Origin of the sequence: Aeromonas sp. s6 (assembly GCF_040907815.1) — a bacterium.
Taxonomy (GTDB): Bacteria; Pseudomonadota; Gammaproteobacteria; order Enterobacterales; family Aeromonadaceae; genus Aeromonas; species Aeromonas caviae.
This window is the reverse complement of record NZ_JBFOCN010000056.1, coordinates 60,963-87,655: the sequence shown is the minus strand read 5'-3', so window position 1 is coordinate 87,655 and position 26,693 is coordinate 60,963. Positions and strand designations below refer to the sequence as shown.

The window sequence follows — 26,693 nt, the reverse complement described above, 5'->3', positions numbered from 1 at the left end:
ATATCCATACACAGGATGAATAAAGGCGACCCCGGGTCGCCTTTGTCACATCCGGGTCGCAGCCTAGAGCCGGAAGCGCCCGATCTCCTGCTCCAGCCGCTCGGTGAGAGACTTGAGCTGGGCCGCCTGGGCGGCCTCTTCGCCGGCCTGGGCCGCCAGCGCCTGGGAGACATGGCGGATATTCTCGGTGTTGCGGCTGATCTCGCCGGTCACCGAGGTCTGCTCCTCGGCCGCCGCCGCGATCTGGGTCGCCATGTCGCTGATGGCGCCGATGGCCTCGTTGATCCTGCCCAGGCTGAGATTCGCCGCTTCGGCGTCCTCCACGCTGGTGCCCGCCAGCTGGCGGCTGGTCTCCATGCCGCCCACCGCCTTGCGGGTGGTCTGCTGCAGCGCCTCGATCATCTGCTGGATCTCGGCGGTGGAGTCGTGGGTGCGGCGCGACAGCACCCGCACCTCGTCCGCCACCACGGCAAAGCCGCGTCCCTGCTCCCCGGCCCGGGCCGCCTCGATGGCGGCGTTCAGGGCCAGCAGGTTGGTCTGCTCGGCGATGCCGCTGATGGTGGCCAGAATGCCGCTGATCTGCTGGGCGTGGCCATCCAGCTCGTGGATGGTCTGGCTGGCGTCGGAGACCTCCCCCGCCAGCCCCGTGATGCTGCGCTGGCTCTGGCCGACCTGGGACTGGCCGGCCACCGCGAGGCGCACCGCATCGCCGGCGGTGTTGGCGGCAAACTCGGCGTTGCCGGCGATCTCCTGGGTGGCGGAAGCCATCTCGGTCACCGCGGTCGCCACCATGACGATCTCGTCCTGCTGCTGGCGCACCCGCTGGCTGCGGGCCTCGGCCCCCGCCGCCTGGGTGCGGGACTGGGCCGCCAGCTCGACGGTGACGTCCCGCAACCGGCTGACGATGCCGTGCAGTCGCGCCACGAACTGGTTGAAGTTCTGGGCCAGCTGCCCCACCTCATCCTGGCTGCGGGTGGCGATCTGCACCGTGAGATCCCCCTCCCCGTGGGCGATGTCGGCAAGCGCCCTGGAGACCCGTCCCAGATCCGCGAACAGGTAGTTGAACATGGCGATGAGCAGGGCACCGAACACCAGCAGCAGTACCAGGGTCAGCCCCACCAGTTGCCACAGCAGGGAGGCGAGCGGCGCCTCCAGCACCTCCTTGTACATCACCATGGCGAGCAGCCAGTCGGTGCCGGGCACTCCCTGCACCGAGAGCAGCACCTCGCGCCCGTTCAGGTTGGCGCCGTGCAGCTCGCCGTCGCGGCTCCACGCATCCAGCGCCGCCCCGGTGAGGCCGGGATCCAGCTCCGCCACCTGCTTGAGCGCCAGCTCCTTGTTCGGGTGGCCGACGATGAGGCCGGTGCGGTCGAGCAGCATGGCGTAGCCCTCTCCCTGCACCTTCATGGCCAGCACCTCGTCGATGAGGGCGTCGAGGGAGAGATCCGCCCCGGCCACCCCGATCACCCGGCCCTGGTGGCTCACCGGCTCGGCCAGGGTCACCACCATCTGCTGCATGGTCACGCTGACATAGGGCGGCGTGACGATGAGCTTGCCCGCCTTGTCGGCGTTCTGGTACCAGGGGCGGGCCCTGGGGTCATAGTTGGCGGTGTTGAGGGCGGGATCGTGGCGGGTCATCTCCCCCTGCGCCGAACCAAAATAGGTGAGGCCGAAACCGCCGGAGGTGCGGGTCTGCAACAGGTGGGGCACCAGGGCCGTGTCGGGGTCGCGCGCAATGACAGCGGCCAGGGCGTCGACCGCGTGCTTGCGATCCTCAAGCCAGTTGCCGATGGCCACCGAGTGGGCGTGGCCGTAGTTGACCGCCTCGCTCTGGATGGCGTCAAGGGTGCGGGATTTGAGGGTGTGGAAGGCGACAATACCGAGCAGGGCTGCCATCAGCAGCACTACCCCCAGGCTGGCCGCGAGCAGCTTGCCGCGCAACGAGAGAGTCATGACAACGAATCCTTGTGGTAGCCGGGGGCCGGGAATACCCCCATCTTGGTAGTTCTATCGGCACAATGATGAACGGTATTTAGTGAATCCTGATATTTTTTCATCTATCAACAACAGAACGCACTACCAGCAACAGACTGTTCACTATTCCATGCTGACACCCGCAGGCACCACAAGGCCGCCCGAAGGCGGCCTGTCACTTACCCCTGATAGGCACCGGCGGAGTAGGTCAGCTCATAGCTGTGGCTGTAGATCTCGATGATGTTGCCGAAGGGATCTTCCATGTAGACCATGCGGTAGGGCTTCTCGCCCGGATAGTACTCGCGCACCGGCATCCGCTGCTTGCCACCCGCTGCGACGATGCGCGCCGCCAGCCCCTCGACATCCGGATCCTGCACGCTGAAGTGGAACACCCCGGTCTTCCAGAATTCGAAGTTGTTTTCGCGCTGCTCGCTGTTGGGGAACTCGAACAGCTCGATGCCGATCTTGTCGCCGGTGGAGAGATGAGCGATGCGGAAAGAGCCCCAGCCCGGGCCAAATACGTCGTTGCACATCACGCCGATGGCGGAGTCATCCTCGGTGATGGTGGTCGCCGGCATGATGAGATACCAGCCCATCACCTTGGTATAGAACTCGACTGCCTTGTCGAGGTCAGTCACCGTGATGCCGATGTGGGAGAAGTTGCGCGGGTAAGTCATAAGTCACCTTGAAATTGTGTGTGGGAAACAGGTGACATGATAGGAAGAGACGCCATAATGAAAAATAAGGTCAAACTAATGGAATACATAAATTAAATTTATGGTTAATCCACTCTGGCTCCACACCCTGGTGGTGGTGCATGAAACCGGCAGTTTTACCCGTGCCGCCGATCGGCTGGATCTCACTCAGGCCGCCGTCAGTCAGCATATCTTGCGCCTCGAGGCCGAATTCGGCCCCCTGCTGCTACGCAAGCCCCGTCAGCTGGAGCTCACCCCGCGCGGGCTGGTGCTGCTCGACTTCGCCCGCCAGCAGGCGCAGGCCGCCGAACAGCTGCGAGCCCGTCTCTCTGATGACGACCCTCACCGCGGCGCCATCACCCTCACCACCCCCGGCAGCATTGGCCTGCTGCTCTATCCCCTGCTGCTCGACCAGCAACAGGAGCACCCCGGACTCACCATCCAGCACCGCTTTGCCCCCACCCCCGACATAGTGCAGGCGATACTGGCGGGGCGCAGCGATCTGGGACTGGTGGATCAACCGCCAGAGCACCCCAGCATCGCCGCCGAGCCCTTCGCCCGCGAACCCCTCTGTCTGGTAGTACCCAACGACGGCGAGGAGCCGAGCTGGCAGCACCTCTGTCAGCTCGGCTTTATTGACCACCCGGATGGCCGCAGCATGGCTCAGCGCCTGCTGGGACGACGCTATCCCGGCCAGCGCTTCGGCGAGATCCCGCTGCGCGGCTTTACCAACCAGATCGGCCTGATCCTGGAGCCAGTCGCCCGCGGCCTCGGCTTTACCGTGCTGCCCCGCTTCGCCGTCACCGCCTTTGCCCAACAGGAGCAGATCCGGGTGATCCAGAGCAGCATTGAGGTGATCGACACCCTCTGGCTGATCTACCGCGCCGAATGGCCGCTCCCCGCCCGCCACCAGCGGCTGGTGGAAACCCTCAAGACGCAGGTCGGCGCCATCTGATGGACAAACAACAAGGCCGCCTCAAGGGCGGCCTTTTACTGTCCGGCGGCTGGGTTATTTGACCCGCGCCAGCGCCGTGTTGATCCTCAGGTTGGTCGCCTCCAGCCCCGGCTGCTGGCCGTAGAAGTCGAACGCCAGCTCGACCCCGGGGCGAAACAGCAGGCAGTGAGTGGAGCCGCCGAAGTGGAACATGCCGAGCTGCTCCCCCTTCGCGATCCGCTGCCCCGGCTGCACCGTCACCTCGCAGCTCGACACCTCCGCCATGCCCACCGGCACCACGCACATCAGGCCGATCCTGGGGTTGTCCGCCTCGATGAAGATGAGTGCCCGGGTCGCCACCGCGGTGAGGAAGGGCTGGGACTGGTTCGGGGCGCTGGGGTCGGGCCCCGCCGGGCTGTCGAAACCCTGGTGGCGGTTGGCCAGGTAGTAGCTGCCGTTGACCACCTTGACCGAGCGCACCGTGCCGCTCACCGGGCTGTGCCAGCGGTGATAGCTGAGGGCGCTGAGGAAGGCCTGATAGAGGGTGCCCCCCTCGAACGCGGCGGCGCGCGGGTCGAAGTCCAGCAGGTTGTCCAGAGAATAGGGCTGCCCCTTGAGCCAGAAGGCGTCCTGCCGCCTTACCCCGGTCACCACCTGCAGCGGGGCCGACTCGCAGGCGTTGGCGATCACGCTGTCATCGTCCGGGGCCGTCACCGGCCGCACGCCGGGGCAGAAGCGGCGGGTGAAGAAGTCGTCCCAGCTGGCGAAGCCCTCGTATTCCTCTCCCGGCGCGGTGTGGAAGATCCCCTCGAAGCGCTCTGGGGTGGGGTTGTCGCCGGCCCCGAGCGCCCCCTGCGCCACCTTGACCATCTCCCGTTTCGCCACCTCCCCGAGCCAGGGGACGATCAGGGTCTGGCGATCCAGGGGGCTCACCGACTCCGTCAGCACATAACGGGACGCGGGACTTTGCAGGAAGTCGGCCCAGTAACCGAGGATCTTGCGCAGTTGCTGGTTCACCAGCTCGTTGGCGAAGAAGTCGTACCCGGCTGCCGTCGCCATGGGCCAGTTGAGCAGGGCATTGATGGGGAATCCGATCAGCCCGGCGGGCTCCTGGGTCTGCACATCCTGATAGGCTTCCGGGGCCGTGGTCATGATGCCGTTGAGCAGCTGCAGGAACTCATCGAAGCTGCGCACCTGGACCTGACCGAGCGGCGTGCTGTGCTCGTGCTGCCACGCCTCGTCAAACATCCCCTGTGCCTGCTGATGCAGGAGAGGATCCTGCTCCACCAGCGCCTTCAATCCGGCGATCGGGGCCACCAGCGGGCGAGGCTGGCGGGTGACCGCCTGACGCAGCCGCTGTACCCAGCGCGCCACATGGGCCTGATCCCGGGGGACCCAGCCACCGGCATGGGCATGGGGGGGACGCGTATCCACTGCCTTGTTCATCGCTCTCTCCTTGTTGAAGCGCCTTGGGCCCGCCGGATGCGATGCGCCTGAGGGCGCCATCTGGCAGGAAGCAAGGTGTAGCACAGGGGAAAAGCGGCCTCCATTGGCAGAAATGGCAGCGGCGAAGCGGGGAAAAAGAGGCTAACGGAGGCGGTGGCAAACGCCGGAAATGCGAAAGGCCAGCTCAATGAGCTGGCCTTTCTGAAAAATGGCAGGGGCGGCAGGACTCGAACCCGCAACCATCGGTTTTGGAGACCGCTGTTCTACCAATTGGAACTACGCCCCTGCAACAAACGAGGCGTAGTATACAAAGCGGAGGTCAAAGGTAAAGGCTTTTTTTCTCACTTTCGATGCGATCGAACAAATGACGAGCAGATCCCCGTAATTCCAACAAGGAGCGGGGGTAAGCTGCTGTATTTGCAGCCCCGACGGGGTAGGAATGGGACACAAATGGGGGTAGGGTGAAACCAGGCTCAGGGAGGCTGCCCATGCTCAATTACCGACTGCTGCAACAGCTTGCGCCCCTCAACTTCCGGGATGAGCGCAAGACGGAGACCCTGGCCGACTATCTGGACAGAGTCTCTCCCCTGGTGCCCTCCATTCCCTCCAATGTGCTCGCCCAGTGGATTTACCGTCATTGGCGCGGTTTTGAATCCAACTGGAGCTTTATCGATCTCGCCAGCCACCAGTTCGAGTGCGAGCACTGGCCCACCGCGCAGATTATCGAGCAGATAGACTCCCGCCACATGGAGGTGATCGATCGCTGGGGCGAGATGCTGCGCAGCAACCGCTACGTGCGCCGCTCCTGGCTCGGCGATGACATGCTGCACCGGGGCACCTGGTCCGAGCCTGTCATCGTCCTCGCCACCGCCCCGGGAACCTGCTACCCGGACGGTCACCCCCTGCCCCATCCCTACTGCCTGCTGGAGGGGCACCACAGGCTCGGCTACCTGCGCAGCATGGCCGCCGATGGCGCCCCCTTGCAGGCGCAGCACGCACTCTGGATTTGTCGACCCGTTCGCGACACTTAAACGTTTTTCTGGCCAAATCCTGCCTCTGAAATAAATTTTTGACAATTCAAAAACCAGCCCTATAATCGGTGCGGTTTTGAAAAAGGTCGGGACAGGACAATGCCGTTTTTGATGAAAAAAGCAGCCTTGCAGACGGGTGGAGCGCACCAGAGCGGCCCCGTTGTTTCCGGTTCCCGTCCCACAGATCCCCCGTTTTTTTTGAAAAGAGCCCCTGTTTCAGGGGCTTTTTTTTGTGCCGGAAAAACCTTCATTGATGCCAAAGGGAATGCAGACGATGACCAATCCACTCTATAACAAACACGTCATCTCCATCTCGGATCTGACCCGGTCCGACATGGAACTGGTGGTCGCCACCGCACAGCGGTTGAAGGCCGAACCCGACAGCCGCCTGCTGAAAGACAAGCTGGTCGCCAGTTGCTTCTTCGAAGCCTCCACCCGCACCCGTCTCTCCTTCGAGACCGCGGTCCAGCGCCTGGGCGGCAACATCATCGGCTTCGCCGACGGCGGCAACACCAGCGCCAAGAAGGGCGAGACTCTGGCCGACTCCATCAAGATCATCAGCTCCTACACCGATGCGGTGGTGATGCGCCACCCGAAGGAAGGGGCAGCCCGTCTGGCCTCCGAGTTCTCCCGGGTGCCGGTCATCAACGGCGGTGACGGCTCCAACCAGCATCCCACCCAGACCCTGCTCGACCTCTTCTCCATCCACGAGACCCAAGGCAAGCTGGACGGCCTCAACGTCGCCTTCGTCGGTGACCTGAAGTACGGCCGCACCGTCCACTCCCTGGCCCAGGCCCTGAGCCTGTTCAACTGCCGCTTCTTCTTCATCTCCCCGGAGGCGCTGGCCATGCCGGACTACCTCTGCGAGGAGCTGGAAGAGAAGGGCATCCGCTTCAGCGTGCACGAGACCATGGAAGAGGTGATGCCGGAGCTCGACATCCTCTACATGACCCGCGTCCAGAAGGAGCGCTTCGACGAGACCGAGTACAAGCACATGGCCGCCAAGTTCGTGCTGGAGCTGGCGACCCTGGAAGGGGCCAAGCCCACCATGAAGATCCTCCATCCCCTGCCCCGGGTTGACGAGATCGAGGTCGCCGTCGACAAGACCCCCCACGCCTACTACTTCCAGCAGGCGGAGAACGGGGTCTATGCCCGCCAGGCACTGCTGGCACTGGTACTGAACGAAACCGTCTAAGGGAAAGGGGAACATCATGTCCGAGAAGAACCAACTGCAAGTCGAAGCCATCCGTCACGGCTCCGTCATCGACCACGTCCCCGCCGGCCAGGGCATCAAGATCCTCAAGCTGTTCCAGCTGATCGAGACCCAGGAGCGGATCACCGTCGGCTTCAACCTCAAATCCGGCGCCCTCGGCAAAAAGGATCTCATCAAGATCGAGAACACCCGTCTGACCGAGCAGCAGGCCAACCAGCTGGCGCTGTTCGCCCCGAAAGCGACCGTCAACATCATCGAAGACTTCGTGGTGGTGAAGAAGCACCAGCTGGCGCTGCCGGAGTTCATCGAAGGGGTCTTCCACTGCCCCAACTCCAACTGCATCTCCCACAACGAACCGGTGGAGAGCTACTTCCGGGTGCGCGAGGTGAAAGGGGCGGTGCGGATGAAGTGCAAATACTGCGAGAAGTCCTTCACCCAGGACATCGTCAGCGAACGCTACTGATTTCCTGCCGACAAAGGATATCCATGTGGGCCCCATCGGGCCCATTTTTGAACCCTGTCACATCACTTATTCCCCCTTTGGTTATAATTTGCCATCCCGTAATGGATATACCTCGCTCATCCCCTGCTTGAGTGCTCCTCATTAGTGTTTTTCGCTATGAAAAGCCGGAACGACAGACTGGGCGAGACCGCCATCGCTCATCGCCAAAGGAAGTCGCCATGGTCAACACCCTCAGCCGCCCAGCAGAACCAGAGTCCGACCTGGCCCAGCTCGACGCCTGCCGCCAGATCATCGGCCAGCACTGCTACAGCACCCAGGAGGAGATCCGCCGCGAGCTCTCCGCCCGCGGTTTTGCCGACATCAGCCAGTCCACTATCTCCCGCCTGCTGCGCCGTCTCGGGGTCGCCAAGGCCCAGAACGCCAACGGCAAGAAGGTCTACACCCTGGTGGACGAGCAGCTGGAGCCCGCCGGCAGCACCCGCTCCATCCACGACATGGTGCGCGCCGTGGTCCACAACCAGCAGATGGTGCTGGTGCATACCACCCCGGGGGCCGCTACCGTGGTGGCTCGCCTGCTGGATCGCAACGCCAATCCCGAGATCCTGGGGGCCGTGGCCGGCAACGACGTGGTACTGATCGCCCCGCGCCACATCAGCCGCACCCGCCAGGCTCACGCCGCCGTGGTGCGCACCCTGGAAAACGCCCGCTGACCCCTGCTGGATGCCAGAAGGCGACCCGGGGTCGCCTTTTTGTTGCCCGCGCGGCAAGGAGCCAGGCCACGGGAGAGCCCGGCCGTCCTGCCTTGCCAGCCATAAAAAACGGGAGCCCCAGGCTCCCGTTGTTGTCCCTATGTCTGTCGGCATTCATGCCAGCACGGCGCCCAGGCTCAGGCAGAGCACGATCAGCACGGTCAGCATGCCGAGCAGCGGGGCCACCCACTTCAGCCAGCGCACATAGGGCACCTTGGCAATGGCCAGCCCCCCCATGACCACGGCGGAGGTCGGGGTCACCAGGTTCACCAGGCCGGAGGCGGACTGATAGGCGGTGACCACCAGCTCGCGGCCCACGTTGGCGAAGTCGGCGAGCGGCGCCATGATCGGCATGGTCAGCACCGCCAGACCGGAGGAAGAGGGCACCAGGAAGGAGAGCACCACTTCCAGCACGAACATCACGTTGATGAAGACGATGGTGGAGAGGCCGGTCACTATCCCCTCTGCACTGTGCAAAATGGTGTGGGTGATCATGCCGTTGTCCATCACCACCACGATACCGCGGGCGATACCGATGATGAGGGCCACGCCGAGCAGATCGCGGGCACCGTCGATGAAGTTGGAGGTCAGCTCCTCCTCGCTCATGCGGGAGATGACGCCGACGATGATGGCGGCAGCCAGGAACACGCCGGAGATCTGCGCCATCCACCAGCCCAGCACGGCCACCCCGTAGATCATCACGGCGAAGGCGGCGACGAAGATGCCCAGCACGATCTTGCGGGTGGTGGTGAACTCCAGCATCTGGTCGCTCTTGTTGCCGAGGAAGTGGGCTCGGTTCTCTTCCCACTTGTCGGCCACCAGGGACTTGCTGGGATCGCTTCGCACCATCTTGGCGTAACGCATCACATAGGCCACGCAGATCAGCCAGCCAGCCACCAGCATGGCGACCCGCAACCAGATGCCGTCGGTGAAGGAGATGCCGGCCGCGTTGGCGGCGATCACGGTGGCGAACGGGTTGATGGTGGAGCCCAGGGTACCGATACCGGCCCCCAGCAGCACGGTCGCGGCGGCGACCACGGGGTCGAAGCGGGCCGCCATCATCACCGGCACCAGCAGGGTGTAGAACGGCAGAGACTCTTCCGCCATGCCGTAGATGGTACCCCCTGCGGCGAACAGCGCCATCAGGATGGGGATCATCCACTCTTCACGGCCACGCAGGCGATCGGTGACGCGCTCGATACCGGCATCGATGGCACCTGTCTTGGTCACGATGCCAAGGAAGCCACCGATGATCAGGATGAAGAGGGAGACGTCGATGGCGCCAGCCTCGTAGGTGTCGTGGTTGTAGAGACCGTCGATGGGTGCCAGCAGCACGTCGACGATCCCCTGGGGATTGGCATCCACCAGTTTGTAGGTACCGGCCACCGGCACTTCCTTGCCGAGGGCCTCGTTCATGGTCATCTCGTATTTGCCGGCCGGCACTATCCAGCTCAGGGCGGCCACCAGGGCGATCAGCACAAACAGTATCGTGTAGGCTGACGGGAACTTGAATTTGGTCATGGTCCAGCTTCCTTCTGTGGGTGTGGTATCCATGCAGGCTGCGGGTCGTAGGGTTGGAGGTATTATGCCGCTGTCACATGGTTGAAAAGCCGGGGGTCACCCCCCGGCACCACTGACGACGTCAGTCGCCCAGCGTAGCCACCATCACTGCCTTGATGGTGTGCATCCGGTTTTCCGCCTCGTCGAACACGATGCTGTGCTCGGATTCGAACACGTCCTCGGTCACTTCCAGGCCCTTCATGCCATATTTGTCGGCCACTTCCTTGCCCATGGTGGTCTCGTCGTTGTGGAACGCCGGCAGGCAGTGCATGAACTTCACATCCGGGTTCTTGGTCGCGTTGATGACGTCCATGTTGACCTGATACGGGGTCATCAGTTTCACCCGTTGATCCCAGGCTTCCTTCGCTTCACCCATGGAGACCCAGACGTCGGTGTAGAGGAAGTCGGCACCCAGCACACCCTCTTTCACGTCTTCGGTCAGGTGGATGCGCGCACCGGTCTCTTCGGCGATGAGGCGGCAGGTGGCAACCAGCTCCTCTTCCGGCCAGAAGGCTTTCGGCGCCACCAGACGGATGTCCATGCCCATCTTGGCGGCGCCCACCATCAGGGAGTTGCCCATGTTGTTGCGGGCGTCACCCAGGTAGGCGAACTTGATCTGATCCAGGCGTTTGCCCTTGCCGTGCTCCAGCATGGTCATGAAGTCCGCCAGGATCTGGGTCGGGTGGAATTCGTTGGTCAGGCCGTTCCAGACCGGCACACCGGCGTGGGCCCCCAGCTCTTCGACGATCTCCTGGCCGTAGCCGCGGTATTCGATGCCGTCATACATGCGGCCCAGCACCCGGGCAGTGTCCTTCATGGACTCCTTGTGACCGATTTGGGAACCGCTCGGGCCGAGGTAGGAGACCTGGGCGCCCTGGTCGAAGGCCGCCACTTCGAACGCACAGCGGGTGCGGGTGGAGGTCTTCTCGAAGATCAGTGCAATGTTCTTGCCGACCAGATGCTTGCGCTCATAGCCACCGTATTTGGCTTTCTTCAGGTCGATGGCCAGATCGATCATGTATTGGATTTCGCGCGGGGTGAAGTCCAGCAGTTTCAGGAAGTTACGGTTACGCAGATTAAAAGCCATGATGAGTTCTCTCTATATTTGTTCAGACCAATTTGGCAGTGTTATTGACTACGCAGTTGTTCAGACCAGAGCCTTGGCTCAGGCATTGACGGTATTGGTGGCGACGATGTTGGTGCCGGCTTCCCCCTTGAGGATGGCCAGGCCATCTTCCAGGGAGCCGATGCCGACCATGCCGCCGGTCGCCTTGACGAATTCACAGGAGGCTTCGACCTTGGGCCCCATGGAGCCTGCATCGAACTTGACGCCAGCCAGCTCGTCCGGGCTGGTGACCCGCAGCGGACGCTGGGTCGGCTTGCCCCAATCCAGATACACGGCATCGGCGTCGGTCAGGATCAGCAGGGCGTCGGCCTTGATCTGCTTGGCCAGGTAGGCGGCAGACATGTCCTTGTCGATGACGGCCTCGATGCCGGTCAGGCTCTGGCCATCCCAGGTCACCGGGATACCACCACCACCGGTACAGATGATGAGGTGACCCTGGGCGATCAGGGTTTCGATGGCGTCGCCTTCGACGATGCGTTGGGGCAGCGGGGACGGCACCACGCGGCGGAAGAACTTGCCGTCTGCCTTGACCACCCAGTGCTTCTCTTCTACCAGGGTGCGGGCTTCCGCCTCTTCGTAGACGGGGCCGATGAACTTGGTCGGGTTGGCAAACGCCGGATCTTGCGGGTCAACCTGCACCTGGGTCAGCAGGGCGGTGACGTTGCGGCTCGGCATCAGGTTCTTCAACTCCTGGATCAGCATGTAGCCGATCATGCCCTGGGACTCGGCACCCAGCACATCCAGGGGATAGGGGGAGACCTTGGTGTAGGCGCTGTTTTGCAGGGCCAGCAGGCCGACTTGCGGGCCGTTGCCGTGCACCAGCACCACGTTGTAATCCTCGGCGATGCGGGCGATGGTCTTGGCGGCGGTGGCGATGTTTTTGCGCTGGATGTCGGCTTCCAGAGGTTCACCTCGGCGGAGCAGGGCATTGCCCCCCAGGGCGACGACGACAGTTGGTTTTTTCATGGGTGTTACTCTCGAATTCGGGTGTGTGTGGCGCCAGCCTCTGCCGGCGCCACGCCGTCTTGTCAGATGCCGTCACGTTCCATCGGGCAGCTCATGCAGCGGGCGCCGCCGCGGCCACGTCCCAGCTCTTCACCCGGGATGGGCAGCACAGTGATGCCGGCCTTGTCGTACTTCTCGTTGGTGTAGGTGTTGCGCTCGTAACCCACCACCACGCCGGGGCGCACGGTCAGCACGTTGTTGGCGTCGTTCCACTGCTCCCGCTCGGCCTCGAAGCTGTCGCCGCCGGTGGTGATGAGCCTGAGCTGATCCACCCCCAGCGCCTTCTCGATGGCGGTCACGAAGTAACCCTCTTCCTTGATGTTCATCCCGGTGGCACCGCCCGGGGTCAGGCTCCAGCAGTTCACATCCTTGCGGATGACTTCCGGATAGACGGAGAAGGTGTCGACATCCATGTGGGTCATGACGGTGTCGAGGTGCATGCAGCTGCGGTGTTTCGGCAGCTCCATGGCGATGACCTGCTTGGCCTGACCGTGCTTGAACAGGCTGCGGGCCAGATGCTCCACCCCTTGCGGCGTGGTGCGCTCGGACATGCCGATGAGCACGGCGCCACGGCCGATGACCAGGACGTCGCCCCCTTCGATGGTGGAGTTGTCGTAGTCGCGCTCCTCGTCACCGAAGTACTTGATGAACTCCTGACCGGCAAACTGCGGGTGCCAGCGGTAGATGGCCTTCACGTGGTTGGTCTCGCGACGACGGGCGGCCTTGGCCATGGGGTTGATGGAGACGCCGCCATAGACCCAGCAGGAGGTATCGCGGGTGAAGAGGTGGTTGGGCAGCGGTTCGATGATGAAATCGGTCGGGGCATGCATGCCGACCACCATGTTGACGCCACTGTAGGGCATCTCGGAGTAGGTCAGGCCGCCGGAGAGGATGCGGGCCAGCTCGCGGTGAGGCATGTCCGCCAGGAAGCAGCGCACGTCGTTGGCCAGGGCAGTGCCGAGGCGATAGTCGGAGACCTGGTGTTGCAGCAGCCAGGCTTTGGCTTCCGGCACGTCCAGGGTTTCCGCCAGCAGATTGGTCAGGAGGAAGACTTCGACATTCTGATCGCGCAGTACCTGAGCGAATTTGTCGTGCTCCTGACCGGCACGTTCCACGGACAGGACGTCGTCAAACAGCAGATCCTGGCAGTTGGAAGGGGTCAGACGCTTCAGACTGAGGTTGGGGCGGTGCAACATGACACGGCGCAACTGGCCAACTTCAGAACCTACATAAAATTTGCTCATGATGATATTCCGTCTAGCAGTGGTCCCTGCGAGTGATTGAATAGATTCCTTCTATTCAGGCTCGTGGCTAAGGCGGGATATTCTTTATGTAGGGTACTCGGCTTGTGTTCTATCCTGCCCTTGCCTTTCGACGCAGAGATTAGGTCTGGCAACTCCACCAAACTTGGACATTGATCACATTCACCCGAGACTGCATAAATTCAGAAGTTAATTTATGATGGAGTTTACATATCTGACATTTCCCTCACCCTCCATCCGGCATAAATACGCAATAAAGCCCCAATATATTCCACAAAGAACGCAATTCCATTCACCCACGATATCCAAAAATGGATAGCCACCAATAAAAAACATCAAATAAATCATTACATTAAAATCAAAACGCTCATTTTTTGAATAAACTTCACCCACCTTTGAATTTATCCTCGCTTGTCATCCCGTTTGCTCTCACATAAATAATCACCTGCTCCTTTATCGTTGAATAATCCATCTCTTGTCCCAGATCATGGCGGCCCGCCCGGGCCAGATGGCTAGCCTCATCGCCAAGTCGTGTGCACTATCTCTTTTATATGGATATGCATTTTGCACGCATCCTGATGGCGCCTTTTTCACCGACCGGAGTGCAACCGGGATTCAAAGTTTTTTCATTAGTTGAATTTTTTCAGTCACCTTGCGCCGATTTCGGGTTCGCCTTAACTCAAAAAGTGATGCTTGTCACATTCGTTCCCGTCACCAAGGAGATAACCATGAAGATCCCGTCGCTGTTTCTGTTCGTCGCCCTGGTCCTGCCCATGACACCGGCCTTGGTGCATGCCCAGGGAGCCCCCGCCATGCCGCTGGTGGTCTGTCACGTTGACCAGGCACCCCAGATGCTGGTCCCCGCCTACCTATGCCAATGGCACGGTGGCAGCCAGCATCCCTGACCCTCTCGCCCAAGGGGAGGCGATCTCCTCTTGGGTCATCTCAGCTTTCCCTCCTTTACCTCCTTTATCTCCTGAATGGGATCCGGACCACGCCACCTGCATCATGCCCGTTGCCCTCCTCCACCCTCATCTGCGATCGACACTGACCGGCCTCCCCGGATTCTGAACCGCAGTTAAACGCCTTGTGAGATATTCGCCATCTACTGCGTAAGTAAAGTGCCAACAAAATTCTCGCCATAGTCGGAAGATGCGCGTGAAAAAACAGCATGATAGATCATTAACATCATGATTTTAAAAAAGATAACTTCATTATCCTTTCGCGGGAAACCAGTTTTAATAAAACGTTTTTCAGCATGTCATTGTCGCCCTGCGCGAAATCCTTATAGTTACTCCTGCACGGACGCAATGAAGTCGGTCAGGAAGACTGGCTGCCAGGGTTGGGCAAATGGACTCACCACAGGATGTGGTAAAGGACACCTCCCAGGACGGAGAAAGTGCGACGGGAACGGATGACTCGTCAGGCCATGATGGCTAAAGGACACCCCAAAGGATTGGGAAGGGGAAACCTAAAGGAAGAGGTATAGTCAGGGATTGCAGGGAGCAACTTCGTTCAAGGATATGAGCGATAAGACTATCGGGGGCGACGCAAGTCGCCCCCATCTTTTTTGGGTATTTTTCACGTCTGCCCGCTGATGGGTCACCCCGGCCACGATGTTGCTGGCCAGGGTACCCGGGACTCGCCCAGCCGGCGCTATTCCAGCCGGAAGTGCCCCACTATCTCCCGCAGCCTGTCATAGGTGCGCTGCATGGCGTTTGAGCTGTCCACGGTGCGCTCGCCATTCCCCTTGAGCTGGGTGATCACCTCGGCGATGGCACTCATGTTGCGATTGATCTCCTCGGCAACGGCACTTTGCTCCTCCGCGGCCGTGGCGATATGGCTGATAAGATCGTTGATCTCCACCACTTCTCCCGCCATCAGATCCAGTGACGCATTCACCTTGCTGGTATTTTCCGCCGCATCCTGGCAACTCTGCCGGGTGTTGCCCATGGCGGCCACCACGGTCTGGGTGCCCCGTTGCAGCCGGGTCAGCATGGTCTGGATCTCGGCAGTGCTCTTCTGGGTGCGTCCCGCCAGAGAGCGCACTTCGTCCGCCACCACCGCAAACCCCCGCCCCTGCTCCCCGGCCCGGGCCGCCTCGATGGCGGCGTTGAGGGCCAGCAGGTTGGTCTGCTCTGCGATGCCACCGATGACCCCGAGAATCGAGCCTATCTGCTGCACATCCTGCTGCATGGCTTCGATGGAGTGTGCCGTGGTCTCCACCTCCGTCACCAGCGCAGTGACGCTGGCCATGGCCTGATCCACCACCTGACGCGACTGGTTGGCCAGTTGCTGGCTCTGGCCGGTCAGCTGGGCAGTATTGGCCGCGCTCTCCGATACCGAGACGGCAGTACGGCTCATCTCGTTGATAGCGGTGACCACCTGTTCGGTCTCCCGCACATGCTCGGCCAGCAGGCCCTGGGCTGACCCCGTCTGCCTCGCCAATGCCGATATCCCTTCATTGAGCTGGCCGCTCGCTTGTCTCACCTCCCCCATCATGCCCTGCAACTGCTCGATGAAACGGTTGATGCCCGCCGAGATCTGGCCGAGATCATCCTTGCTGGTCACCGTGAGCCGACGGGTCAGATCCCCATTGCCCTGGGAGAGCTCCTGCACCAGGTCGCGCAAGGAGAGGATGGGTCTATAGGCCAGGTTGAGGGCCACCATGGAGAGGGCCAGTACCAGCGCCGCCACCCCGAGCAGGGCCAGGGTGATCTTGCCGTTGAGCGCCTGGGTCATGGCCCGGATATAGTCGAGATCCACATAACCGGTCAGGGTCCACTCGCTGCCGCGAATATCCAGCTTGTTGGGGCGGCTCTCGCTCTCTCCCTGGGGCTTGCTGCTGTAGAGCACCTGTCCTTGACTGTCGGTGAGGGAGAAGTAACGCCCTTCCCCGCTTACCTTGGTCAGCAGCGTCTTGAACTCACTCATGTCGAGGTAGTAGAGGTAGGCGGAGTCGGCACCGCGCGGCACCAGGATGGAGATGACGGGTTTGCCGTCCAGCTGCTCCAGCGGGCTGACGGTGATCTGGTTGTTGGCGGCGGGGATCAGCTTGCGCAGTGCGTCAACCCTGGCCTTGTCGTCGATGACCCCGTTCGCGTCGAATGCCATGTCGCCAATGAGCTTGACGATGTTGTGAAAGCCGGTCTCCTGCAGCGCCTTCTTGACGCTGGTCACCCCGAGGTTGAGGTTGGCGGCCAGCAGCACCTTCTGGTTGATGTCACCCGCCAGCTTCTCCCTGACCAGGGTGATCTGCTCGTTGATGTTCTGGGTAGCCTGGGTGCGGATGTAGCCGCTGATGAAGTGGTTGACGCTGAACCAGGCGGTACCGATGGTGACCAGAATGGCGAGCAGCAACAGTACGTTGATTTTGACTTTGAATGCCATGGTATGGGTCCCTCCAAAGAGAAAGGGCCGGGATGACCCGGCCCTCCCTGCCAATGCTTACTTCTTCTTGGCGTACTTCATGGAGTCCAGGGCTACCGCCAGGATGATGATGCCGCCCTTGATGATGAACTGCCAGTAAGGGCTGACACCGATGTAGGTCAAACCATAGTTGATCAGCGTGAAGATAAGTACGCCGGTGATCACACCCGCGACAGTTCCCACACCGCCGGCAAACGAAACGCCCCCCACCACGCAGGCCGCGATGGCATCCAGCTCGTACATGAAGCCGAGGTTGTTGGTGGCACTGCCGATCCGCCCCGCTTCCAGCATGCCGCCGAAGGCGTAGAAGACACCGGCCAGGGCATAGATGACCACCAGGTTGACGGCGACGTTGACACCGGACACCTTGGCCGCTTCCGGGTTGCCACCGATGGCAAAGATGTTCTTGCCAAAGCGGGTCTTGTTCCACAGCACCCAGACGAACACGCTGGCGATGGCCGCATAGAAGGTCAGGTACGAGAGCTTGAACCCGCCAATCCGGATGAAGCCCTGCGCAAAGTTGGAGAAGCGAGGATCAAACCCGGCTACCGGAGAAGCCCCCACGGAGTCGAAATAGAGGGAGTTGATGCCGTAGACGATGATCATGGTGCCCAGGGTGGTGATGAAGGGCGTCACGTTCAGGTAGGCGACGATAAGGCCGTTGACCAGACCAATCAGGGCGCCCACCACGCACACCAGCAGGATCACCGCCGGAATGGGCACCTCCCCCAGGGTGGGGAAGACCTTGTTGACGTTGGTCAGGGCCTGCAGCATGGTGGCCGCGATCAGCGCTGCCAGGCCGACCTGACGACCGGCCGACAGGTCAGTACCCTGGGTGATGATGATGCCCGCCACCCCGAGGGCGATGATGACCCGTACCGAGGACTGGGTCAGGATGTTGCTGAGGTTGGTGAGGCTGAGGAAGGAGGGCTCCTTGATCACGATGATCATGAGCAACACCAGCAACACCACATAGATGCCGTTCTCTTTGAGCGCCTGCATCAGATTGAAATTTTTAGCCGACTCCATAATGTCTTCCTGTCTTTATAGGTACAGAGATGCCAGGCGCAGGATCTCGCTCTGGTCAGTTTCTTTGGTGTTGACGATCCCCGCGACCCGGCCATTGCTCATGACCATGATGCGGTCCGTGATGCCGAGCAGTTCCGGCATTTCGGAGGAGATGATGACGATGCCCTTGTCCTTCTTCGCCAGCTCCAGGATGAGCTGGTAGATCTCGAACTTGGCGCCGACGTCGATACCCCGGGTCGGTTCATCCAGCATCAGGATCTCGGGCTGGGTCAGCAGCCAGCGACCGATGATCACCTTCTGCTGGTTGCCACCGGAGAGGGAGCCGATCTGGGTCTGCTGGGTCGGTGTCTTGACCCGCATGGAGTCGATGACCCACTGGGTATCGCTCTTCATCTTGTTGTCGCTGAGCAGCCCCATGGATCCCTTGTAGTTGTCCATGTTGGCGATCAGGGAGTTGAAGGCGATGTCGAGGCGTGAATAGATCCCGGTGGAGCGGCGCTCCTCGGTCACCAGGGCGAAGCCGTTCTGGATCGCCTCGTGGGCGTTGTGGTTCGCCACCTCTTTGCCGTGCAGCTTGATGGTCCCTTCGCTGCGATCGCGGATGCCGAACAGGGTCTCCACGATGTCGGTGCGCTTGGCCCCCACCAGACCGGCGATGCCGAGGATCTCCCCCTTGTGCAGGTTGAAGGTCACGTCCTTGATGGAAGGCTGGTTCTTGGCCGTCAGGTGCTCGACCTCGAGGATCACCTCTTTGGGCTGGTTGGTTTTTTCCGGGAAGCGCTGGGTGAGCTCGCGGCCGACCATCATGCCGATGATCTGATCCATGGTCATGCCCTTGAGGGGCTGGGTCGCCACCCACTGGCCATCCCGCAATATGGTGATCTCGTCACAGAGCTGGAAGATCTCTTCCATCTTGTGGGAGATGTAGACGATGCCGCACCCCTTCTCCTTGAGCTTGTTGATGATCTTGAAGAGATGGTTGACCTCTTTCTCGGTCAGGGAGGAGGTGGGTTCGTCCATGATGACGATCTTGGCGTCATAGGAGAATGCCTTGGCAATCTCGATCATCTGCATCTGGGAAACCGACAGGGTGCCGACCTTGACCCTGGGGTCGATGTCGATGTCCAGCTCCTCGAAGATATGCTTGGTGTCCTGATACATCTTGCCGTGGTCGACAAACAGTCCCTTGGTGGGATAGCGGCCGAGCCACATGTTGTCCATCACGGTGCGTTGCAGTACCAGGTTCAGCTCCTGGTGCACCATGGAAACGCCATTCTCCAGCGCCTCTTTGGACGAGGTGAAGTTGATCTCCTGTCCCTTGAAGAAGATCTTGCCCTGATCCTTCTCGTAGATGCCGAACAGGCACTTGAGCAGCGTGGACTTCCCTGCGCCATTCTCGCCCATCAACGCATGCACAGAATGAGGACGGACCCGTAAATTGACATTATCGAGTGCCTTGACGCCAGGAAAGCTCTTACTGACGTCAATCATCTCCAACAGCCATTCTGATTGTTGCCGTGTTGTCATATCAGCCATCACATCTGGTTGAAAAGAGGGCAAGGGGATCTCCCTTGCCCTGAGGGGAGGAATTACTCGAATTGGGACAGGTTGTCTTTGTCTACGCCCACGTAGGCAACGCGGACGACCTTGTTGTCGATCTTCCAGTTGGTGCCTTCACCGGCCGGCTTGCCTTCGGCCAGGTTCTTGGTCAGCTCGAAGGTGGCCTTGGCCTGGTTGGCCGCATCGTTCAGCACGGTACCGGCCATGGCACCGCTCTTGACCATGGCCAGGGCTTCCGGCAGGGCGTCAACACCGAACACCGGGATGGCGGTCTTGCCCTGGGCCTTCAGGGATTCCACGGCGCCCATCGCCATGCCATCGTTGTTGGCGATGACCACTTCGATCTTGTTGGCGTTCGGACCGGAGATCCAGGCGTCCATCTTGTCCTTGGCCATGGCGGTATCCCACATACCGGTATCCATGTGCAGTTGCTCGGTCTTGATGCCGCCATCGTTCAGAGTCTTGACGACGTAGGTGGTGCGGGCTTCCGCATCCGGGTGGCCAGGCTCACCCTTGAGCAGCACGAACTGGATGACGCCATCCTTGTTCAGATCCCACTCGGGGTGCGCTTTCCAGTGCTTGGCGATCAGCTGGCCCTGGATGATTCCGGACTCCTTGGAGTCGGTGCCAACGTAGTAGGCCTTGTCATAGCTGGCCAGGTCAGCCGCGCTCGGTTCCTTGTTGTAGAAGACCACGGGGATCTCGTCCGCACGGGCTTTCTCAATCACGACAGGGGCCGCCGCCGGGTCAACCAGGTTGATGGCCAGAGCCTTCACGCCCTTGGCCAGCAGTACGTCGATCTGGTCGTTCTGCTTGGACTGGTCGTTCTGGGAGTCGTTCATCAGCAGTTCCACACCCGGGGTGGCCGCCGCTTCTTTCTCGATGGCCTTGCGCACCACGGCCATGAAGTTGTCGTCGTACTTGTAGACGGTGACCCCGATACGGGTATCGGCCTGGGCTTGGGCTCCCGCCATCAGTCCCATCAGCAAGGTGGCAACTGTCGTGAGTTTTTTCATTGTTATGCTCCGATCTCTATCTGTTTTTTGTAGGGAATGCTGTACACCGTTTGAGCTGGCGCCAGCCTAATGTAATCAGTTTGTTGTGAGGCGGTCTGTGATCCTGGCAACAAAATGAAAACGTTTACACTCTGTTACATAGCCGTAATATTGTTAAAAATTAAATAGTTACGTGAGAAACCGCCTTTGAGTCTCGCCATCTCGCGACGGCGGGTCCGGCTAGCTCAGACGGCAGTGCCACTGATAACGACCCGGCAACAGCCAGAACTCGGGCCGCACGCTCTGGCTCCAGGAGTCATCGCCTCCCACCCCCATGTGGAAGCCATCGAGGCACAGGTGCGTGCCCCCCAGGGCCACCAGATCGGTCTGGTGACGGGCTTCGGCCAGCTGCTGCTGACTGTAGCGGCTGACACTGAAGTGGAAGCGCCCCTCCACCACCAGATCCCCCAGTTGCAGTGCGCGGGTATCGCAGCGCAGCCCGTTGTCGGTGGGGAAGACATAAGGGGTGTGCAACGCCTCGATGGGCAATTGCCAGCGACCGAGATCAGCGGCGAGCCGGCGATCCGGGTAATTCTCGTGGGGGCCAAGCCCCAGCCAGCTCACCGGGGCACCTTCGGCCGGTTCATCGGCCAGCCAGAGCCGGGCACCGATGCGCGGCAGGGAGGGCATGTCGGCGGCCACCTCCACCTCGATGGCGAGGTGCATGGCGCCCTCCCCGTCCACCCTGTGATGCCAGCGGGTCAGGATCTTCGGTTCGTCACCCACGAAGTAGCCGTGGTGCGCCGTGATGAGACCCAGCTCCGGACTCGCCTCCAGGCCGAGACAGCGGTGCTGCAGATCATTGAGTCCGGCCTCCTGCCAGCGGGCAATCCAGGCGTTGGGATCGGCGTGATCCGCCTCGCTGGTGCCGATATCGTTGTCGAGCGGCGCCCGATAGAAATGATCGGCGATGGCGTCGCGCAGCCGCTCGCGGCCCTGCTTCTGCCAGCTGACGATGCGACCACTGGCCTTGTCGAGCTGCCACAGGGAATCTGCGGCGCCAAGCACCCAGTGATCGCGCTTCTCGGTCAGGCTGACCGCCGGGCAGGCCGACGGCAGCGCCAGGGGCGCGGGCAACAGGCATTGCTGGCGAGCCACCTCGTGACCCGCTCCGGCCCAGGCCGTGGCGGTGGGCTGCACGATGGCGAGATCCAGCCAGGCGAGCGCCCCCGGCGCAAAGGCCGGCAGTTGCTCCAGCAGGGTCAGCGTCACGCTCCCCCGGGGAGCCAGCGCGAGCGGGCATTCACCCTGGCTCACCACCACGCCGTCTTCACACAGACGCCACTGCAGAGTCTCGTTATCCGTCTCGCGGAACAGGTATTCGCTGCGGATCTCCACCGTCAGCGGCTGGCGACCCTGCAGGGTAAGAACAAAGGGCTGCTGGGCACGCCGGGCTTCAAACAGGGAGGGATGGGGGGTGCGATCGGGGAACAGCAGGCCGTTGCAGCAGAACTGGCGATCGTTGGGAATGTCGCCGAAGTCGCCACCATAGGCCCAGAAATGGCGGCCATCGTCGGTCTGCTTGTCCAGCCCCTGATCGACCCAATCCCAGACAAACCCACCCTGCAGCCGCGGATGATCGCGAAATGCCTGCCAGTAATGGGCATAGCCCCCCAGGCTGTTGCCCATGGCGTGGGCGTATTCGCACAGGATCAGCGGCCGGGTCTCTTCCGGCAGGCCGATCCACTTGGCCAGCGCCCACTTGGGCACCGCCGGGAAGGGTTGATCCTGATGGGTACGGGCATACATGGGGCAGATGATGTCGGTGGCCGGGGTGTCGGCCCCGCCCCCTTCGTACTGCACCGGGCGGCTGGGGTCCGCCCCCTTCACCCAGCGATACATGGCGTCGTGGGCCGGGCCATAACCGGATTCATTCCCCAGGGACCAGATGATGATGCAGGGGTGGTTGAAGTCCCTGGCCACCATGCGGGTGACCCGCTCCAGGAAGGCGTTGCTCCAGGCGGGATCCCGCGCCAGCCGCCCCATGGGGGTCATGCCGTGGGTCTCCAGGTTCGCCTCGTCCACCACATAGAGGCCGAGCCGGTCGCACAGGCGATAGAGCTCGGGGTGATTGGGATAGTGGGAGCAGCGCACCGCGTTGAAGTTGTGCCGCTTCATCAGCAGCAGATCCTGCTCCATGTCGGCCGGGGTCACCACGTGACCCGTGGCGGGATGGTGTTCATGGCGATTGGCACCACGAATCAGCAGGGGCTGACCGTTGACCCGCAGCAGGCCGCCACGGATCTCCACCGCCCGAAAGCCCACGTCATGGGCTTCGCTCTCGAGGACGCTTCCCTGCTCGTCCAGCAGGGTCAGGGTGAGGCGATAGAGGTGCGGGGTCTCGGCGCTCCACTTGTGTGGGGCCGTTACCGTCAGGCACAGCTCGGCGCGATCGTCATACACCCCTTTCTCGTCGATGGCCTGGGTGCCGATCCGCTGGCGCAGGGTCGCAACCCGCTCGTCGCCATCATAGAGGTTGGCCTCCACCGACAGACCGGCTCCGTTGGCCGCCTGCAATTCAACCTTGAGGCGGGCATCCCGGTAGCAGGCGTCGAGCTCGGGCGTCACTCGGATATCCATCAGATGACGGGCCGGTTTGTGCAGCAGGCTGACGGAGCGGAAGATGCCGCTCATGCGCCACATGTCCTGATCTTCCAGATAGGAGCCGTCAGACCAGCGCAGCACCAGGACGGCGAGGCGGTTGGCCCCGGCCTGAAGGAAGGGGGTCAGATCGAATTCCGCCGGCAGCCGGCTGTCCTGGGAGTAGCCGACCCAGCGGCCGTTGCAGAAGAGGTGAAACGCGCTGTCCACTCCGTCGAAGATGATCCGGGTCTGCCCCTCGGCCAGCCAGTCCGCAGCAACGGTGAACTCGCGGGAGTAGCAACCGGTGGGGTTCTCGGCAGGCACCCGGGGCGGGTCGCAGGGAAAGGGGTACTTGATGTTGGTGTAGATGGGCACATCCGTGACGGGCCGCGCCCCCGGGTAGGCCGCAGCCAGTTGCCAGTTGCCCGGCACCTTGATGGGGCAGGCATCCGGCAGATCCTCCACCAGCCACTGCTCCGGCACCCGCTCCGGGGCCTCGAACCAGGAGAACTGCCACTCGCCGTCCAGCAGCAGGCGGGAAGGTGACAACCCCCCTATCCTGGCTTCCCCTTCACTGCGCCAACTGGACAAGGGGGTATGGGCTGGCAACCGGTTCACGGCGGTGATCCCCTGGGTCTGCCAATCCTGACGGGCCACTATCTCCCTGAGCATGCTTCACTTCTCCCTGCATTCACGCTGAAAACCACTGCAGTGTAGGAGAGTTTTGCCCGGTGATCGGCGATCCCGCTCACACAGATGTAAACGATTACACTCATTTTGTTAAGTAAAACGGAGTAAAAATCGGATAAATCCGAGTAAATAACCCCACGGGGGAAAAGCGGACCTTCGGAAGGGCAAAAGATGCCCGGGAGTGTGAAACCGGAAGGCAATGGCCGAACCAGCTGAGCAAGCCATGGCAAAGACCCGACACCACGCCCCCCTCGCTCCATCAGGTGCTGGAGCGCCTCAACCCGGTTCCGGGCACACAGCCCGGTCTCTCGAAGGAGTGTGCAGAGGCCACGAGCGCCCCTGCCCGGCGCAGAGAAAAGCCATGGCGAGCGTCTGGCAGGATCTGGCCGGAAGTGAGGCTCGGCAGGCCGGGGGAGAGGGGCTCGTGACAGACGAGCGGGAAGAGCTGCCGAGTTCGGCAGGCAGGGAGCGTGAGGGGACGGTTCTCACTCCTCAGACAGTCCTTTATGGTCTGCGCTAGCCATGCTCTGAGCTATCTATCGTCTGAGCTATGGGGCGCTTTATGGGTTGCAGTACGAGTTTGCCAGGCGCAGCGCTTGCGCCGACGGGGGCACAAGCGCTGCGATCAGGACCTGACGGGAGCGACCGAATGGCGGTTGATCAGGGTGGGGGTATAGATGCGGCTCTGCACCGATTCGCTCTCCCCTGCGGCGAGTTGCAGCGCCAGCTTGGCCGCCTGGGCCGCCATCAGCTCGATGGGATAGCGCATGGTGGAGAGCTTGGGCCTCAGGTATCTGGCGTAGATGATGTCATCGAAGCCTACCACCGACACCTCTTCCGGCACCTTGAGGCCGTTGTCCGCCAGCACAGAGATGGCCCCTGCCGCCATGGCGTCGTTGTAGGCCACCACCGCCGTGATGGGCAACCCCTTGGCCAGCAGGTTGAGCATGGCGCGCTCGCCCCCCTCTTCATTGGGCATGCCGCTCTCCACCAGCTCGGGATCGGCGAAGACCTCCGCCTCCGCCAGGGCATCTTGATAGCCCTGGTGGCGCAACAGCGCATCCTCGATGGCGTGATCCGAGCTCAGGAAGGCGATATGGCGGTGGCCGAGATCCAGCAGATGACGGGTGGCGGTCGCCGCACCCTGGCGGTTGTTGAGAGCGATGCAGCGCCCCCTCAGACTCGGAATGTCGCGGTTGATCAGCACCATGCCGGGGGCACGCAGGGCGTAGTCGACCAGCTCCTCGTCGCCGAGCGCCTTGCTGTGTACCACCAGTGCCTCGCAGCGTTTGCCGATGAGCAGCTCGATGGCCTCCCGCTCCTGCTGGGCGCGGTGAAAACCATTACCCATCAACAGGTGCAAGCCCTGCTCCACCGCCACCGCCGCGACCCCTTTGACCAGGGCGCCGAAGAAGGGATCCGCCACGTCCCCCACCACCACTCCCATGGTGTCACAGGTCTGGCTGACCAGGGCCCGCGCGTTGGCGTTGGGGGTATAGCCCAGCTCGGCCATGGCCTTCAGCACCACCTCGCGGGAGGCGGCACTGGCCTTGGGTGAGTTGTTCATCACCCGTGAAACCGTTGCCACTGACACATTGGCCAAACGGGCGACATCCTTGATGGTGCTCATGCTGTTTTCACTTATTTCACGCTGCAACTGGCCGCATTATACCGTTCAATGTCACTGATAACAGGGGTAAAAATCAGAACTTGCCACATTGGTCGATGAAAACAAGTGTAATCGTTTACACATATTTGTTAAGCAGCTCACAGTTTGCCCGTCAGCCCCTCGGCTAGACTCCTGCTCAGGCTTTCCTGATGCGAGGAGTTGAGGGTGGAACAACGGATGAAAGTACTGGTCACCGGCGGTTGTGGCTACATCGGCAGCCACACCTGTCTGGCCTTGCAGGCCGCAGGCATGGAGCCCGTGGTGGTGGACAACCTCTGCAACAGCAAGGCGGGCGTCCTGACCCGTGTCGCCGCCATCAGCGGGCGCGAGCCCCGCTTCTACGAAGGGGACATCCGTGACCCGGCCCTGCTGGATCGCATCTTCAGCGAGCAGCACATCGACGCCGTGATCCACTTCGCCGCCCTCAAGGCAGTCGGCGAGTCGACCCGCATCCCGCTGGACTACTACGAGAACAACCTGAGCGGCACCCTGGTATTGCTGCAGGCGATGAAACGGGCCGGGGTACGCAATCTGGTGTTCAGCTCGTCGGCCACCGTCTACGGCGATCCCGCCAGCACCCCGATCCGGGAGGATTTCCCCCGCAGCGCCACCAACCCCTACGGCCGATCCAAGCTGATCATCGAGGAGATCCTCGAGGATCTGCAGCGGGCCGAGCCCCACTGGAGCATGACCCTGCTGCGCTATTTCAATCCCGTCGGCGCCCACGAGTCCGGCACTCTGGGGGAGGATCCTCAGGGCATCCCCAACAATCTGATGCCGTTTTTGACCCAGGTCGCCATCGGCCGACGCGACTGCCTCTCGGTCTTTGGTAACGATTACCCAACCGTCGACGGCACCGGGGTACGGGACTACATCCACGTGATGGATCTCGCAGAAGGGCACGTCAAAGCTCTGGAACACTGCGCCGGACGGGGCGGTGTCCACGCCTACAACCTGGGCACGGGCCAGGGCCAGAGCGTGTTGCAGATGGTCGCGGCGTTCGAGGCCGCCTGCGGTCGGCCCCTTCCCTACCGAATCGAGCCACGGCGCCCCGGCGACATCGCCGAGTGCTGGGCCGATCCCGCCAAGGCCGCTCGGGAACTGGACTGGCACGCCAGCCGGGATCTCGCCGCCATGTGCGCCGACAGCTGGCGCTGGCAGTCCGCCAACCCCAATGGTTACGAGGCGTAGGCCCTGGCCTGCGCCTTCGGATGTATTCA

The 26,693-nt window shown here is 61.9% G+C and carries 20 protein-coding genes and 1 tRNA gene; 7 read left to right on the top strand and 14 right to left on the bottom strand.

Annotated features, from left to right (window positions below; all coding sequences use genetic code 11):
• Positions 1 to 63 precede the first annotated feature (63 nt).
• Together AB5Y50_RS09240 and AB5Y50_RS09235 are read right to left on the bottom strand one after the other, a co-directional pair.
• Entirely contained in the window at positions 64 to 1,953 is a 1,890-nt protein-coding gene (locus tag AB5Y50_RS09240) for a methyl-accepting chemotaxis protein (RefSeq protein ID WP_042015637.1), read from the bottom strand.
• 200 nt (positions 1,954 to 2,153) lie between these two features.
• Positions 2,154 to 2,651 carry a lactoylglutathione lyase family protein gene (locus tag AB5Y50_RS09235; protein WP_041209527.1) on the bottom strand — a complete coding sequence of 166 codons (498 nt, stop codon included), beginning with the start codon at positions 2,649 to 2,651 and terminating at the stop codon, positions 2,154 to 2,156.
• A gap of 100 nt (positions 2,652 to 2,751) precedes the next feature.
• Between AB5Y50_RS09235 and AB5Y50_RS09230 the strand changes: the two genes are divergently transcribed.
• A complete protein-coding gene (locus AB5Y50_RS09230) occupies positions 2,752 to 3,624 on the top strand; it encodes a LysR family transcriptional regulator (RefSeq protein WP_319882848.1) in 873 nt (290 codons plus the stop codon).
• 54 nt (positions 3,625 to 3,678) lie between these two features.
• Here AB5Y50_RS09230 and AB5Y50_RS09225 read toward each other — a convergent pair whose 3' ends face one another.
• Both AB5Y50_RS09225 and AB5Y50_RS09220 read right to left on the bottom strand, forming a co-directional pair.
• Complete coding sequence (locus AB5Y50_RS09225; RefSeq protein ID WP_319882847.1) at positions 3,679 to 5,049, bottom strand: phosphatidylserine decarboxylase family protein; 1,371 nt, start codon at positions 5,047 to 5,049, stop codon at positions 3,679 to 3,681.
• A gap of 209 nt (positions 5,050 to 5,258) precedes the next feature.
• Positions 5,259 to 5,335, bottom strand: a tRNA-Trp gene (locus AB5Y50_RS09220).
• Between the two features lie 202 nt (positions 5,336 to 5,537).
• Here AB5Y50_RS09220 and AB5Y50_RS09215 point away from each other — a divergent pair.
• The 4 genes from AB5Y50_RS09215 (at position 5,538) to AB5Y50_RS09200 (ending at position 8,466) form a co-directional block, all read left to right on the top strand.
• Positions 5,538 to 6,080, top strand: coding sequence for a hypothetical protein (locus AB5Y50_RS09215; RefSeq protein WP_042015644.1), 543 nt, complete (start codon positions 5,538 to 5,540; stop codon positions 6,078 to 6,080).
• A gap of 274 nt (positions 6,081 to 6,354) precedes the next feature.
• Positions 6,355 to 7,275 carry an aspartate carbamoyltransferase gene (gene pyrB / locus AB5Y50_RS09210; protein WP_010676005.1) on the top strand — a complete coding sequence of 307 codons (921 nt, stop codon included), beginning with the start codon at positions 6,355 to 6,357 and terminating at the stop codon, positions 7,273 to 7,275.
• A gap of 16 nt (positions 7,276 to 7,291) precedes the next feature.
• Positions 7,292 to 7,756, top strand: coding sequence for an aspartate carbamoyltransferase regulatory subunit (gene pyrI / locus AB5Y50_RS09205; protein WP_010676006.1), 465 nt, complete (start codon positions 7,292 to 7,294; stop codon positions 7,754 to 7,756).
• A 218-nt stretch (positions 7,757 to 7,974) separates the two neighbouring features.
• The gene (locus AB5Y50_RS09200) at positions 7,975 to 8,466 is read left to right on the top strand and encodes an arginine repressor (RefSeq protein ID WP_039039633.1); all 492 of its coding nucleotides are present in this window, start codon (positions 7,975 to 7,977) and stop codon (positions 8,464 to 8,466) included.
• 153 nt (positions 8,467 to 8,619) lie between these two features.
• On the opposite strand, the gene AB5Y50_RS09195 is transcribed toward AB5Y50_RS09200, so the two are convergent.
• From AB5Y50_RS09195 to arcA, 4 genes are all read right to left on the bottom strand, one after another.
• Entirely contained in the window at positions 8,620 to 10,026 is a 1,407-nt protein-coding gene (locus AB5Y50_RS09195; protein WP_010676008.1) for a YfcC family protein, read from the bottom strand.
• 121 nt (positions 10,027 to 10,147) lie between these two features.
• A complete protein-coding gene (gene argF / locus AB5Y50_RS09190) occupies positions 10,148 to 11,152 on the bottom strand; it encodes an ornithine carbamoyltransferase (protein ID WP_010676009.1) in 1,005 nt (334 codons plus the stop codon).
• A gap of 78 nt (positions 11,153 to 11,230) precedes the next feature.
• Entirely contained in the window at positions 11,231 to 12,157 is a 927-nt protein-coding gene (arcC, locus tag AB5Y50_RS09185) for a carbamate kinase (RefSeq protein WP_368162694.1), read from the bottom strand.
• A gap of 62 nt (positions 12,158 to 12,219) precedes the next feature.
• Positions 12,220 to 13,440 carry an arginine deiminase gene (gene arcA / locus AB5Y50_RS09180; protein WP_010676011.1) on the bottom strand — a complete coding sequence of 407 codons (1,221 nt, stop codon included), beginning with the start codon at positions 13,438 to 13,440 and terminating at the stop codon, positions 12,220 to 12,222.
• Positions 13,441 to 14,186: 746 nt separating this feature from the next.
• Here arcA and AB5Y50_RS09175 point away from each other — a divergent pair.
• Entirely contained in the window at positions 14,187 to 14,363 is a 177-nt protein-coding gene (locus AB5Y50_RS09175; protein ID WP_103243883.1) for a hypothetical protein, read from the top strand.
• 751 nt (positions 14,364 to 15,114) lie between these two features.
• Here AB5Y50_RS09175 and AB5Y50_RS09170 read toward each other — a convergent pair.
• From AB5Y50_RS09170 to AB5Y50_RS09145, 6 genes are all read right to left on the bottom strand, one after another.
• Positions 15,115 to 16,848 carry a methyl-accepting chemotaxis protein gene (locus AB5Y50_RS09170; RefSeq protein ID WP_010676013.1) on the bottom strand — a complete coding sequence of 578 codons (1,734 nt, stop codon included), beginning with the start codon at positions 16,846 to 16,848 and terminating at the stop codon, positions 15,115 to 15,117.
• 57 nt (positions 16,849 to 16,905) lie between these two features.
• Positions 16,906 to 17,916, bottom strand: a complete 1,011-nt coding sequence (gene mglC, locus AB5Y50_RS09165) for a galactose/methyl galactoside ABC transporter permease MglC (protein ID WP_010676014.1) — start codon at positions 17,914 to 17,916, stop codon at positions 16,906 to 16,908.
• Positions 17,917 to 17,931: 15 nt separating this feature from the next.
• Positions 17,932 to 19,452 carry a galactose/methyl galactoside ABC transporter ATP-binding protein MglA gene (mglA, locus tag AB5Y50_RS09160; protein WP_010676015.1) on the bottom strand — a complete coding sequence of 507 codons (1,521 nt, stop codon included), beginning with the start codon at positions 19,450 to 19,452 and terminating at the stop codon, positions 17,932 to 17,934.
• A 53-nt stretch (positions 19,453 to 19,505) separates the two neighbouring features.
• Complete coding sequence (gene mglB / locus AB5Y50_RS09155) at positions 19,506 to 20,492, bottom strand: galactose/glucose ABC transporter substrate-binding protein MglB (protein WP_010676016.1); 987 nt, start codon at positions 20,490 to 20,492, stop codon at positions 19,506 to 19,508.
• 219 nt (positions 20,493 to 20,711) lie between these two features.
• Positions 20,712 to 23,786: a beta-galactosidase gene (locus AB5Y50_RS09150; protein ID WP_319882846.1), complete on the bottom strand. Its 3,075-nt coding sequence runs from the start codon at positions 23,784 to 23,786 to the stop codon at positions 20,712 to 20,714.
• Positions 23,787 to 24,429: 643 nt separating this feature from the next.
• Positions 24,430 to 25,434, bottom strand: coding sequence for a substrate-binding domain-containing protein (locus AB5Y50_RS09145; protein WP_010676018.1), 1,005 nt, complete (start codon positions 25,432 to 25,434; stop codon positions 24,430 to 24,432).
• A gap of 216 nt (positions 25,435 to 25,650) precedes the next feature.
• Here AB5Y50_RS09145 and galE point away from each other — a divergent pair, with 216 nt between their 5' ends.
• On the top strand, positions 25,651 to 26,664 hold the full coding sequence (gene galE / locus AB5Y50_RS09140; RefSeq protein WP_042864774.1) for a UDP-glucose 4-epimerase GalE: 1,014 nt from the start codon (positions 25,651 to 25,653) through the stop codon (positions 26,662 to 26,664).
• Positions 26,665 to 26,693: the final 29 nt, after the last annotated feature.